Annotated in this window: 12 protein-coding genes and 1 pseudogene; 1 reads left to right on the top strand and 12 read right to left on the bottom strand. The window is 51.4% G+C overall.

All coding sequences use genetic code 11. The annotated features are described in order from the left end of the window. Positions 1-288 precede the first annotated feature (288 nt). Positions 289-1,008: pseudogene (locus AB2J24_RS19320) on the top strand (IS6 family transposase). 91 nt (positions 1,009-1,099) lie between these two features. Here AB2J24_RS19320 and AB2J24_RS19315 read toward each other — a convergent pair. The 12 genes from AB2J24_RS19315 to AB2J24_RS19260 are packed head-to-tail and all read right to left on the bottom strand — an operon-like array spanning position 1,100 to position 11,666. Continuing rightward, positions 1,100-2,389: an L-fuconate dehydratase gene (locus AB2J24_RS19315; protein ID WP_367386730.1), complete on the bottom strand. Its 1,290-nt coding sequence runs from the start codon at positions 2,387-2,389 to the stop codon at positions 1,100-1,102. After that, positions 2,386-3,228 carry a fumarylacetoacetate hydrolase family protein gene (locus AB2J24_RS19310; RefSeq protein ID WP_367386729.1) on the bottom strand — a complete coding sequence of 281 codons (843 nt, stop codon included), beginning with the start codon at positions 3,226-3,228 and terminating at the stop codon, positions 2,386-2,388. The genes AB2J24_RS19315 and AB2J24_RS19310 overlap by 4 nt, the downstream gene beginning before the upstream one ends. Positions 3,229-3,246: 18 nt before the next feature. Next, positions 3,247-3,984 (bottom strand): SDR family oxidoreductase, encoded by a 738-nt coding sequence (locus AB2J24_RS19305; protein WP_162652976.1) that lies wholly within the window; start codon positions 3,982-3,984, stop codon positions 3,247-3,249. Further along, complete coding sequence (locus AB2J24_RS19300; protein WP_367386728.1) at positions 3,981-4,844, bottom strand: amidohydrolase family protein; 864 nt, start codon at positions 4,842-4,844, stop codon at positions 3,981-3,983. Before AB2J24_RS19300 ends, AB2J24_RS19305 begins: the two co-directional genes overlap by 4 nt. Further along, positions 4,841-5,743: an aldo/keto reductase gene (locus AB2J24_RS19295; RefSeq protein WP_367386727.1), complete on the bottom strand. Its 903-nt coding sequence runs from the start codon at positions 5,741-5,743 to the stop codon at positions 4,841-4,843. The genes AB2J24_RS19300 and AB2J24_RS19295 overlap by 4 nt, the downstream gene beginning before the upstream one ends. Further along, positions 5,740-6,534, bottom strand: coding sequence for an ABC transporter permease (locus tag AB2J24_RS19290; protein ID WP_244627871.1), 795 nt, complete (start codon positions 6,532-6,534; stop codon positions 5,740-5,742). The genes AB2J24_RS19295 and AB2J24_RS19290 overlap by 4 nt, the downstream gene beginning before the upstream one ends. Continuing rightward, positions 6,531-7,355 carry an ABC transporter permease gene (locus tag AB2J24_RS19285; RefSeq protein ID WP_367386726.1) on the bottom strand — a complete coding sequence of 275 codons (825 nt, stop codon included), beginning with the start codon at positions 7,353-7,355 and terminating at the stop codon, positions 6,531-6,533. Before AB2J24_RS19285 ends, AB2J24_RS19290 begins: the two co-directional genes overlap by 4 nt. Beyond that, positions 7,352-7,678, bottom strand: coding sequence for a hypothetical protein (locus tag AB2J24_RS19280; protein WP_367386725.1), 327 nt, complete (start codon positions 7,676-7,678; stop codon positions 7,352-7,354). Before AB2J24_RS19280 ends, AB2J24_RS19285 begins: the two co-directional genes overlap by 4 nt. Then, entirely contained in the window at positions 7,675-8,469 is a 795-nt protein-coding gene (locus AB2J24_RS19275) for an ABC transporter ATP-binding protein (RefSeq protein WP_162652981.1), read from the bottom strand. The genes AB2J24_RS19280 and AB2J24_RS19275 overlap by 4 nt, the downstream gene beginning before the upstream one ends. Positions 8,470-8,474: 5 nt before the next feature. Continuing rightward, positions 8,475-9,512, bottom strand: a complete 1,038-nt coding sequence (locus tag AB2J24_RS19270) for an ABC transporter substrate-binding protein (RefSeq protein WP_162652982.1) — start codon at positions 9,510-9,512, stop codon at positions 8,475-8,477. Between the two features lie 37 nt (positions 9,513-9,549). Next, entirely contained in the window at positions 9,550-11,013 is a 1,464-nt protein-coding gene (locus AB2J24_RS19265; protein WP_367386724.1) for a sulfatase-like hydrolase/transferase, read from the bottom strand. Then, complete coding sequence (locus tag AB2J24_RS19260) at positions 11,010-11,666, bottom strand: GntR family transcriptional regulator (protein WP_367386723.1); 657 nt, start codon at positions 11,664-11,666, stop codon at positions 11,010-11,012. The genes AB2J24_RS19265 and AB2J24_RS19260 overlap by 4 nt, the downstream gene beginning before the upstream one ends. Between the last annotated feature and the right edge of the window lie 335 nt (positions 11,667-12,001).

Here is a 12,001-nt window from a genome sequence, read left to right as displayed (position 1 = left end):
ACGTCCAAACGGCGTATGATATGATCGCTCGCGAAAAACGGTAGCCCTTGAGGCGGGGCAAGACTGCTAAATTACTCATCGAATTCGACTACAAGATACTGCAGGCTGAAACAACTTGGCAATACCCCTGCCAAAACACCTATAGCGACCTTCTCTCCATGAAGAGCATCATGCACATCATCCAGTTCACAAAGACCATGATGAAGGTAGTGTCGCAAAGTTTACGATCAGTTCATTTTGATTTTGTAATAGACCTTTAGTTCGACATCTATTCAAATCGAGATTTCAATGATTAACTTTAATGGTAGCCACTGCCCAAAAGGAGTTATCCTGTACGCAGTTTTCTTCTATGTCAGATACGCCGTTTCCTATCGTGACTTAGAAGAAATAATGGCGGAGCGAGGTGTAGAAGTTGACCACGCAACACTGAACAGATGGGTGGTTAAGTTTAGCCCATTGATTGCCTGTGAAGCTCAGCGGAGAAAGTCTGCAACCAACAATTCGTGGCGCATGGACGAAACCTACATCAAAGTGAAGGGCAAGTGGACTTACTATTATCGTGCTGTCGACAAGAATGGCAAAACCCTTGATTTCATGTTGTCTGAGCAACGGGACGCCAAAGCAGCTCGGCGTTTTTTCAAACAAGCCATTGATACTAACGATGTGCCAGACAAGGTTGTTATCGACAAAAACGGGGCTAATTTGGCTGGGCTGTAATGGACCAATGTGATGTTGAAATTCTCGGACGAAAGTAAATTGATCAAGATATTGCAGATAAAATATCTCCTTCTCACGCATTTAGAATGCGCTGTCAGGCAACGGAATAATATCGTAGAACAGGATCATAGGTTTATCAAAAGACTGGCGCGCGCCATGATGCACTTCAAATCGTTCCGCTCGGCTTCAGCAACGCTGCAAGGCATCGAGATTGCACATATGATTCGCAAACGTCAGTTCGGTAGAACCAACAAATCTGCATTCCAACAATTTGCTGCGCTCGCCGGATAATTGTGTCCACAGATAAGATAAATTTACCCTACACTAAACTTTGCGACACTACCAAATCTCCAATGGTCAGTAATCTGTCGCCGACCAATGGTCATTCGGCGGTCAGGACGCGTTGGAAGGTATATTCAATGATGCTTTCCGTCTTCATCTCGATCGAGAACCCTGGAAGGGATGGGGTCAAATAGGCACCGTTTTCGATGATACAAGGATCAACAAAGTGCTCGTGCAAGTGATCCACAAATTCGATCCGTTTGCTGTCTTTTTCGCCCGTAATCGCGAGGTAATCGATCATCGACATGTGCTGGACGTATTCGCACAAGCCAACACCGCCTGCGTGCGGCCAAACCGGTAAGTCGTATTTTGCGGCCATCAGCATCACGGCTAACACCTCGTTCAGCCCGCCCATGCGACAGCTGTCAATCTGCACGATGTCAATCGCGCCGTCCTTGATGAACTGTTTGAACATGATCCTGTTCTGACACATCTCACCAGTCGCCACTTTGATCGGAGCAATCGCCTCGCGGATGGTTTTATGGCCCGAGACATCGTCGGGCGATGTGGGTTCTTCCATGAAGTACGGCTTGGCGAACGCGAGTTCCTTGATCCATTCGATAGCCTGATCAACTTCCCAGACCTGATTGGCGTCGATCATGATGTTCATGTCCCAGCCCAGTTCTTCGCGCGCGATGGTTAGGCGGCGGATGTCGTCTTGTAGATCGCGGCCAACCTTGAACTTGGTATGGGTGAAGCCCGCGTCTTTGGCCTCGCGGCACAGACGGCGCAATTTGTCGTCGGGGTAGCCGAGCCATCCCGCTGACGTCGTGTAACAAGGGTATCCTTCCGCCTTCAGTTTTTCGATCCGCGCGGCCTTACCACCTGCAGCCTTTTGCAAAATTGCAAGCGCCTCGTCTGGGGTGATCGCGTCCGTTATGTAGCGGAAATCGATCAAGCTGACGATTTCTTCGGGGGACATTTCCCCAACCAATTGCCAAACTGGTTTGCCCGCGTCTTTGGCCCACAGGTCCCACACCGCGTTGACCACCGCCCCCGTGGCCAGATGGATCGCACCCTTGTCAGGTCCAATCCAACGCAACTGGCTGTCGGATGTCACGTGGCGCCAAAAACGGCCCATGTCTTCTTTGATCCAGTCCAATTCAAGCCCCACCAATCGGTCGCGCAAGGCATGGATTGCGGCCACGCAAATCTCATTCCCGCGCCCGATGGTGAACGTTAAACCGTGGCCCTCGTGCGCGCCGTCGGTTTCCAACACAACATAAGCCGCCGAATAATCCGGATCAGGGTTCATCGCGTCTGATCCGTCCAAGCTCTCGGACGTGGGGAAGCGCAAATCATGGGTGCGTAAACTGATAATCCTTGTCATGCGGAGGCCTGTACCGTTTGACGCTGCACGCCAAGGCCTTCGATCCCAAGTTCCATCACGTCGCCCGGTTTCAGATATGTTTCAGGGGTTTGCCCCATGCCCACGCCTGGCGGCGTCCCGGTCGAGATCACATCACCCGGCTGCAGCGACATGAACTGCGACAAGTGCGAGATGATCGTGGCCACATCAAAGTGCATCGTGCGGGTCGAACCATCCTGATAACGATAGCCGTTTACTTCGAGATACATGGATAGGTCTTGGGGGTCCCCGACCTCGTCACGTGTCACTAACCATGGGCCAATTGGCCCAAACGTATCAGCAGATTTGCCTTTGACCCACTGACCAGAGCGATGGATTTGAAAGTCGCGTTCAGACAGATCGTTTATCACGCAATAGCCCGCAACATGATCCAGCGCGTCTTCCTTGCTGACATACTTGGTGTGCTTACCAATCACCACGCCCAGCTCAACCTCCCAATCGGTCTTGACCGAATTGCGCGGAATATCGACCATGTCGTTCGGGCCTGTGATGGCAGAGGTTGCCTTGAAGAAGACAACCGGTTCTTGCGGCAGCTCCATTCCGCTTTCGGCGGCGTGGTCGGCATAGTTCAGGCCGATACAGATAAACTTTCCGACGTTGCCGACGCAGGAGCCAAGGCGTGTCTCTGAATCCACAACTTGCAACTTGGTGGGGTCCAATACGCGCACTCGATCCAACACCTCATCAGACAACGCACCGCCGCTCAGATCATCGATGTAATCAGAAAGATCCAGGATCACCCCTTCAAACAACAGACCGGGTTTTTCTTCACCTGCGGGGCCATAACGTAGTAATTTCATAGGTATCTCCGGTTAATTTCAGATGGCCCAGCCGCCATCGATGACGTGGGTCTGGCCTGTAGTAAATGCGCTGTCGTCGCTGGCGAGGTACAGGGCGAGGGATGCGATTTCTGCGGCATGTCCGATGCGGCCCAAAGGCTGACGGGCGATAAAATCTTTCAGTGCCTGATCATAATCGCCAGTCGCGCGCAAACGGTCATGCAAACTGGGGCTTTCGACGGTGCCCGGACAAATGGCGTTGCAACGCACCTTGTCGGTTACGTGATCCGCCGCGACTGCCTTGGTCAGGCCGATAACGGCTGCCTTGGATGCACAATAGGCCAAGCGATTTGGCACGCCCTTGATCGAAGAAGCCACGGACGACATATTGATGATCGACCCGCCGCCAATCACAATCATGCCTGGCAGAATCAATTTGATCAACCGGTATTGTGCCTTCACATTCAGATCAAAACTGAAGTCCCAGTCTTTCTCGTCACACTCCGCAATCGCGCCATTGGCAACATAACCGGCACAGTTGAACAGCGCATTCAAAGGCCCGATATCGGCAATCGCAGCTTCCACAGCAGCACCGTCCAACACATTCAACGCACGTGCCGTGATCCCATCAATCGCATCAAGCTCAGCCAATGCGGCTTCATTGATATCCGTCGCAATCACCCGTGCTCCCTCGGCCGCAAACATCTCAGCGGTCGCGCGACCAATCCCTTGTCCCGCAGCGGTGATAAGGACGGTTTTGCCTTTTAGTTTGGTCATGCGATGACACCTTTTGGATTTAATCGTGGATACCAGTTGATCGCGCAATCATACCAAAGCGCGGCTTGTTCTAAGCTGTTGAAATCACGTAACATGGCCCAAGACACAAGGCTTGCCACCCAGACCTTTTCGAGTTCGGTCAGTTGCGCGACAGGAAAATTGCTGGCAGCCATCAACCGCTGTGGGCCGAATTGCGTACATACGAAATCCATCACAGCGAACAGGTCGACGTCAGTCGGCATTCCCTCGTAGGGCTCAATCAAGCCGGACATCTTAGTTGCGACGTTCGGGCGTTTGGCCAGTTTTTGCAAACCGTTGCGCCATGCATGATTTGACAAGGCGTTTTGTGGCGGAAGTCCGCAATGATCCAACACGATTTTACCTGAGAATTGATCAGCAAGGTCACAGGAGAATTCAAGTTGATCTACAGGTGCTAAAAGTTCAATCGTAACGTTATCGTTTGCCAATAGGGTCAAGACTGCCATTGGTTCATCATTCAGCAACCGACCCGGATTCGACATTCTATTTAGCATCAATCGAACCCCGCAAACACAAGGCTGAGCAATCAACTGCTTGGCGCGATCCAAGGCATCGGTTGCAGTTGGATCGATCCATGCCACCACACCAGCTATCTGGTCTAACCGAGATGCATGTTTGATCAACCACTCCGAATGGCTATCGTCAGGGGCGGATTGCACCACAATTGCGCGACTGAACCCACAGCCTGCTAAATGCGCTCGCAAAGCAACGCTTGTCGCTTTGTCATTCAGTTCGGGATGCGTATCGCAGATCAAAATGTCGTCACGACGTTGTGGATCCCAAAGGTGAACATGAGCGTCTATGGCATTTTCCATCATCATGCCAGTAACCCCAAGGGTGCGACGTTTTCCCAAAACTCTTGCGGGATATTGGTTTTCAATGCGGACAGGCTTTGCTCAAGCTGACAGGCCGTAGAAACACCTAATAAAAGGGTGTCGACCGCCGAATGACGTGTTGGAAAAGACAAAGCTGCGTTTATCAATTGGATTCCACTTGCTTGTGCAAGGTCATGTATTCGGGTGGCGGCGTCACGCTCAACGACAGTCGCTGGGCGATAATCAAACGATGCCCCCTCAACAGGCCGTTTAGCCAGCAAGCCAGAATTTAATACACCACCCGCAACAACGGCTGTACGTTTCCGGGCGCACAACGGCAACAGATTTCGAGCGGCACTTCGGTCAAGCAAGGTCCAGCGCCCCGCCACCAGAACCACATCGGCTGCGCCGCGATAGATAGCTGCAATTAAGCCTGCATTTGTATTACACCCAGCGCCGATCAAACCTATCTCCCCCTTAGCTTGCAGGTCTTTGAGAACGGGTAAGGCTTCGGCGAGCGCCGCCTCGGGTGCCATTTCAATATCATGCAGGAAAACGCAATCTAGGTAGTCACGACCCAATCGGTCTTGCGACCGCCGAATGGAAGCTCGCGTGGTTGCTTCGGAGAAATCCCAAACATCCGGAGTATCATTTGGGCCTGGTGCGGCCACACCAAGTTCGCGATAGCGGCCAACCTTTGTCGACACAAAAACATCGCGTGCGGCCTGAGATTTCAAGACCTTACCAAGACGAATTTCGGCCTGCCCGCCGCCGTAAAGCGCCGCTGTATCAAAGTATTTAATGCCGCTGTCCAAAGCCAACGACAATGTCCGTTCGGCCTCTGACAGATCAGTAAGCGCAAGCGCGGCAGTGCCAAGCCCGAGTGAGGGAACCTTCTCCATCATGACACAAGACCCCAACGGCGGACTGTTACGCGTTCAATTGGAACAAACAACAACCGGTCAAGGACTAACCATAATATGCCGATCAAGATCATGCCCAGTACGACAATCTCTGTTTGATACCACTGGACCGCTTCGAGTGTCATATAGCCGATCCCGTTTGTGCCCGCGATCATTTCAGCGGCCACAAGGGCACGCCAACCGTAGGCCATCGAGGTCCGCAGCCCGACAAGTATCTGCACTAGTGCACCAGGTACAACGACCGTTGTTATGACGTCCCAGCGATTAGCTCCGTGAGACTGCGCCGCGCGATACAAGACCGGCGGAATAGATTGCACACCAATTACGGTCGAATAGATGCTTGAAAAGAAAATCGTATTCACGATCACAAAAAGAACCGATCCCCCTCCGACGCCAAACCAAATAATGGCCAGCGGCACCCAAGCGATGCCGGCAATCGATTGAAAAAAACTGAGAACTGGCGTCAATGTCTCAGCCACAGCACGGTTCAGCGCAATTGCCAACCCAAGTGGAATAGCAATCAGATTGCCCAAAACATAGGCTGTTGCAAGTCGTTGAAGGCTTGCCCAGACCTCTGACAATAGGCTCCCGTCAAGCAGCATGTCCTGAAAAATGCCCCAAACTTTTCCGGGTGATGGCAATTTATAGGCCGGTATATCGGAAATTTGCGGGGTCAACGCCCATGCAGCCAAAATAACGATAAACGGTAAAAGCCCTGTGACCAACGCAGGACTGATACGTGGCTTAGGCGGCATTTGGATTGCAGTGTTCATGTATTGCCCCCTTGGTTGCGAACAAGACCCCACCGCACGATTGTTGCTTGTTCGACAGGGCGTAAAAGCAATCTATCAATAAGCAGCCACATAACGCCCATCATGATCATACCGACAACGACCCGATCGGTTTGCCGTGTCGTGGCACCATCAAATATCAAGAAACCGATGCCAGATCCCGCGGCAATCATTTCTGCAAAAATAAGCCCTCGAAACGCAAACCCTGCGCCTACGCGAAAACCTGTAGTGATGTTGGGCAACGCTGACGGAATAACCACGGTTGTAAGCACTTGCCAGCGCGTAGCACCCAATGTTTGCATCGCATTGATCAATACGCGCTGGACGGTCTGCACACCCGTAAGTGTATTGTAGAGAACTGGAAAGAAGACGACATATGCAATCGCGATTACGATGGTGTTAAAGCCGTAGCCAATCCAAATCACCAGCAAGGGGATCCATGCGACCTCGACGATTGCGTAGAAAAAGTTGATAATTGGACCCAAAAGACGTGACCAGAACCGTGACAGCCCAATCAACAAACCAAACGCCAAGCCAAGACCTAGCCCTGTTGCCACGCTCACTGAATAGCGGACTGCGCTGTCAACTAAATATTCTGGCAGGATCCCTTTTTTCGTCAATTCCACAAAAGCGGCGAATACGTCAGTGGGGGCTGGGTAAAAGTATGCGGGTAAGGCAATGATCCATACTGAAACCTGCCAAGTGACAAGGACGCTCACTATCCCAAGGATACCGCGCCACTGAGCAGTAGATACAATCGGACGCCTATGTAGATTTTGAATATTATCAGTTGGGTTTGTCATTGTGCAGCCTCGTAGGTCTCGATCCTTTCAATCCAATAGTTCCGCGCCAATTGCCGTAACTCTTGGGGATCGCTAGACAAGATTACAGCCCGCCCGTCTGCCCAGCCTTGGTATCGCCCAACATCTTGAAACTTTTCGAGATGGAACCTCTCTGGAGTGAACCCCAAACTGATCACTACGTCTGGCCGACCGGAAAGATCTATGTCCGCAAGACTTCGCGCAGAGGTGAATTGGCCAATCAAATTAGTCAAGATTAACATAACTGCTAATCCACTAAGCGTCATGAGCGGTGTGCGCCAAGCTGGGTGAATGGATAAGGTCATCGGCTCGGGTCTCTGACCAGTTTCATGACTTTGTCCCGCAATTCAACAAACTTGGGATCATTGGAAATCGTGTCCCAGTGACGTGCTTCGCGTGGGATATCGATGTCGACGATTTCACGCACGTAACCTGGGCCAGGTGTCAGAACAGCAACACGGTCGGCAAGGAATACTGCCTCTTCGACCGAGTGTGTGATGAACAAAACGGTAATAGGGTGCGCGTCCCAGACCCTCAAAAGTTCCTCTTGTAAGGAAAGTCGTGTCTGCGCATCCACAGCTGCAAACGGCTCGTCCATCATCATAATTTCGGGTGTATTGGCCAAGGTGCGAGCAACTGCAACGCGTTGACGCATACCGCCGGACAATTCGTGAGGGTATTTCTTCGCCGCATCGGCGAGCCGTGCCATCGTCAGGTATTTCATTGCAGTATCTTCGCGCTCGACCTTCGGAACGCCGCGATACTTTAGCCCGATCGCGACATTATCCAAAACTGTTTTCCAAGGCAGCAATGCATATTCTTGAAAGACAACACCGCGGTCCGCACCGGGCTGAGTAATAGGTTTTCCATCCATCATGATGGTGCCATCGCGGGGAGACATAAACCCCGCGATGGCTGACAATAAGGTGGATTTGCCGCAACCCGAGGGGCCAACGACGCACAGAAATTCGTTCCTGTTGATGTCGAGGTGTAAACCCTCAACTGCTACGTTGGATTCGCGCTGTTCTTCGTTGACGTGAACAAGTGTCACATCGTCGATTACGATTTTTATTTCTCGGGTTGCTGACATTTTCATTGACCTCAGTAAGCTGCGCGGTCAGCAGGGATGGGATCGAGATCTGAGAACACTTCAGGTGTGTTCGCCTGCACTCCAGCTAAGAACTGCGTGTCGATTGCGCCCGATGGATCAAAGTTTTCGTCAATCCGTCCAAGCCCCATCAAGAATGGAATTGTCTTTTCCTGATACATTTGAGCGGTATATGTCGACATACGCGGATCAAGGTTTACACTGCTTAGAGCGAGCGTCATTGTTTCCAGATCAACACCCTGAATCCAGCGCATATTGATTTCGGCTGCATCCGCAGGATTCTGCCTTACCCACTGCTGGCTCTCTGCAAAGGCTTCCATGAATTTCTGAAGTGTCTCTGCATTGTCCGCAACAGCTGACTGGGTTGTCAGGATGGTACCGGGGTCATAACACTGCGGGCATCCCCCGGCCTGTACCAGAACCGAACCTTCGACTTTGGTCACTGCTGTGGCACCCCAAGGCTGCCAGATGGCGACAGCATCGACATCGTTTTGATTGAGCGCTGTTGTCAATTCAGCTGGCGGAACGTTGATCAACTCAACATCATCCTCACCCAAACCAGCCGCTCCAAGTGCACCCAGCAAAAAACCTTCGGCTCCGGTTCCACGTGGTAGGCCGATCCGTTTGCCAGCCAATGCCGCAATGTCCCCAGCTGCAACACCTGACGCTTCAGAGGCGACAATCGATTGGTTATCTGAATATGAGTCCCGGTTTGGATCACCGTGCAAATGCCCAATGAGAACAAGTGGGAAACCCCGCGCAAGCCCGCTCAGGTATGGCACAGAGCCCATGACGTTCACTTCTTGTGCGCCATTCAAAAGGCCATTCACCATGTCGACACCAGATTGGTACATGACAACTTCGGCATCAAGACCGTGCGCAGCAAAGATGCCACGTTCCACACCGACAAACACCGGTGAGTGGTCAACTGCGCCCGCAGCACCGATACGTATTTGTTCTAGGTCTTGGGCAAATGCGCCCCCCGACAACGTCGCTGCGACCACCGCAGAGATAAGTAATTTCTTAAGCATGTTAGTTCCTCCATAAGTTTGCTTTAATCTGTTGTTTCTACTCCAACCTGTTGATTCCCGGTGAAAAAGTCCAAATATGGCTACTGACGGGCTGTACGTTCTTTGCCCATTCAAGCAGTAAATCTTTTTCGATACGGCGTGTTTTCATCCGTTCAACGATGTCCTGAGGGTTCCAATCCTGAGTGAGCTTTTGCATGAGCGCTTCGAGCTTCTCACGGTGTTCTGGCAACGCCGCTAGGTCGGTTGTTTCCAGCGGATCGTTTTCCAGATCAAACAACTGTGGAGCCTCACTGTCGTAGATGCATAATTTCCAATTATCTGCGCGGATCATTCGCTGCTGAACTGCGCGCGCGCCCGTCCAATGCGGCACAGGATCAGTGCAATATTCGGAAAATGTTTCGTTGAGCCAAGGAGCAGAAGGGGTTTTCGCGACATCCCAAAAACTCTTACCATTGGCATGTGGGAGTTGCGACGCGCCCATCGCTTCGAGCATGGTTTGGCTCAGGTCCACCAGATTGACGACCTGTTTGCGAACTTCACCCGCGGGTAACACACCGGGCAAACGCATAACCAGGGGCACTTTCACAGATTCATCAAAGAACGTATGTTTCCACCATAGACCACGTTCCCCCAAATGATCACCATGATCAGAGGCATAGACAATCAGTGTGTCGTCCAGCAAACCAGCTTCCTCAAGGGCATCCAAAACACGTCCGATCATCTCGTCCATGCGGTGAACCAGCCCACAGTACGCTGTTCGAGCTCTATCAGTCTGTTCCGGCGTTACGGTATCAATGCCACGATCTTTTCGCCACCAGGCGTGAAACTCGTGTTCGTCGTCAACCGGCTTTTGCTCTGGCGGAGGCACCATGCCTTCGTAGATCTTGTAAGCCTCCTGATCGACAACATATGGTGGATGCGGCAACATCAACCCAACGGTCAAACAAAACGGCTTACCAGCGGAATTTAAAGCCAGAGCCTCATTCTTGAGCCAGCTCTCGGCAGCCGTCGTGACATCTTCGTCTTTTTCCTGATACGCGCTGTAACCCGCTCCCGCCTTTTCAAGTGACTCTGGTGTCGGATCGTTTGTTCCCTCCAACACCCCCAATGATTGGCGCGCACCGCCAGGCCAATTCGGGCTGTGGTCACCCACTGGGCGATCCCCATATCCATGTAACTGATCAGGGCCGATGGCATGCAATCGACCAATCAAGGTCGTCTGGTATCCTTTCGCTCCGGCAGCGTGCAGCCACGTCGGCAGATCTGAACGCAAGATGTCATCGTTCACCCAACAATCTTGACGGCTCGGCCAACGCGCTGTCAGCATCGCCATTCGGCTCGGCACACAAATTGGCGAGGGACAATATGCATTATCAAACCGCACGCCTTCCGCTGCCAACCGATCAATATTGGGCGTTTGCACAACCTTGTCACCATAACACCCAGACATCTTTTGATTATGCTGATCCGAGAACAAGAATAGGATATTTGGCCGCTTCATGAGAAATCCTCTGGCTGCCCCAAAGACCGTCGCCACGATGTGCGCAGATGATCTCTCAGAGCGACCACCGCGGCTTCCTCATTCTCATCCAGAAGAGCGTCAATGATCCCGATGTGTTCTTGCATTGCGGCCTTGAGCCGCTTGGACGTGTATTTACCATTGAGGCGGATCAGTCTGATCTTGTCCTCCAACAGCCGGTAAGATTCATGGATAAGTTCATTCGAATAAGCCCCCATCAATAAGCTATGCAGCTCTAGATCTACGTTCAAACCAACTTGAAAAAGCTCCGCTGAACTATCAGTTTCTGCCTGCTCAATGATGGATTTGGTGCGATTGCGCAGATCATTTAACGCTGAGCTATCAGAATTTCTGGCCATGCGCCGCACTGCCTCGGATTCGATGATGATACGAAACTCGAACGCATCATTGATGAACCTAACATTCACATCGGCAATCTGAATTCCGCGCTGCGCAATCAAACTAATCAACCCGTCTGATTCGAGTCGCTTAAGAGCCTCCCTCACCGCACCCATGGGTAGATCCAAAAGATCGCACAGTTCACGTTGCGAAACGAACTGGCCAGGTTTCAGTGATTGTTCAAAGAGGCTTTCCCGAAATTTTGTGTAGGCTATTTGGCGCAATGGTGCAGGCATAATTTTCTCCCTGATATCTAATTAAACACAAATTGAGTACTTAGTAAATACTTAATCAGTATATTCCAATATTGATGCAGGAAATGTTCGCTCAATACAATTGATTTTATTCGTAAATTTTGAAAACCAGAAGTGGATCGGAGACTTTGAACAAGAGATGTAGGTGCGGCTGGCGTTGTTGCATGGATCGTTAGGGTATTGCCAAGTTGTTTCAGCCTGCAGTATCTTGTAGTCGAATTCGATGAGTAATTTAGCAGTCTTGCCCCGCCTCAAGGGCTACCGTTTTTCGCGAGCGATCATATCATACGCCGTTTGGACGTTGTCACTTAGCACTT

The organism is Lentilitoribacter sp. EG35, from assembly GCF_040784015.1.
Taxonomy (GTDB): Bacteria; Pseudomonadota; Alphaproteobacteria; order Rhizobiales; family Rhizobiaceae; genus Lentilitoribacter.
Note: the sequence above shows the minus strand (reverse complement) of the source record. Positions and strands in the feature narration are given on the sequence as shown.

Excerpts from the sequence above, each read along its gene's own strand:
- AB2J24_RS19275 (WP_162652981.1), bottom strand. The coding sequence starts at position 8,469 with ATGAAAATGTCAGCAACCCGAGAAATAAAAATCGTAATCGACGATGTG.
- AB2J24_RS19285 (WP_367386726.1), bottom strand. The coding sequence starts at position 7,355 with ATGACAAACCCAACTGATAATATTCAAAATCTACATAGGCGTCCGATT.
- AB2J24_RS19315 (WP_367386730.1), bottom strand. The coding sequence starts at position 2,389 with ATGACAAGGATTATCAGTTTACGCACCCATGATTTGCGCTTCCCCACG.
- AB2J24_RS19310 (WP_367386729.1), bottom strand. The coding sequence starts at position 3,228 with ATGAAATTACTACGTTATGGCCCCGCAGGTGAAGAAAAACCCGGTCTG.
- AB2J24_RS19270 (WP_162652982.1), bottom strand. The coding sequence starts at position 9,512 with ATGCTTAAGAAATTACTTATCTCTGCGGTGGTCGCAGCGACGTTGTCG.
- AB2J24_RS19305 (WP_162652976.1), bottom strand. The coding sequence starts at position 3,984 with ATGACCAAACTAAAAGGCAAAACCGTCCTTATCACCGCTGCGGGACAA.
- AB2J24_RS19280 (WP_367386725.1), bottom strand. The coding sequence starts at position 7,678 with ATGACCTTATCCATTCACCCAGCTTGGCGCACACCGCTCATGACGCTT.
- AB2J24_RS19265 (WP_367386724.1), bottom strand. The coding sequence starts at position 11,013 with ATGAAGCGGCCAAATATCCTATTCTTGTTCTCGGATCAGCATAATCAA.
- AB2J24_RS19295 (WP_367386727.1), bottom strand. The coding sequence starts at position 5,743 with ATGATGGAGAAGGTTCCCTCACTCGGGCTTGGCACTGCCGCGCTTGCG.
- AB2J24_RS19260 (WP_367386723.1), bottom strand. The coding sequence starts at position 11,666 with ATGCCTGCACCATTGCGCCAAATAGCCTACACAAAATTTCGGGAAAGC.
- AB2J24_RS19290 (WP_244627871.1), bottom strand. The coding sequence starts at position 6,534 with ATGAACACTGCAATCCAAATGCCGCCTAAGCCACGTATCAGTCCTGCG.
- AB2J24_RS19300 (WP_367386728.1), bottom strand. The coding sequence starts at position 4,844 with ATGATGATGGAAAATGCCATAGACGCTCATGTTCACCTTTGGGATCCA.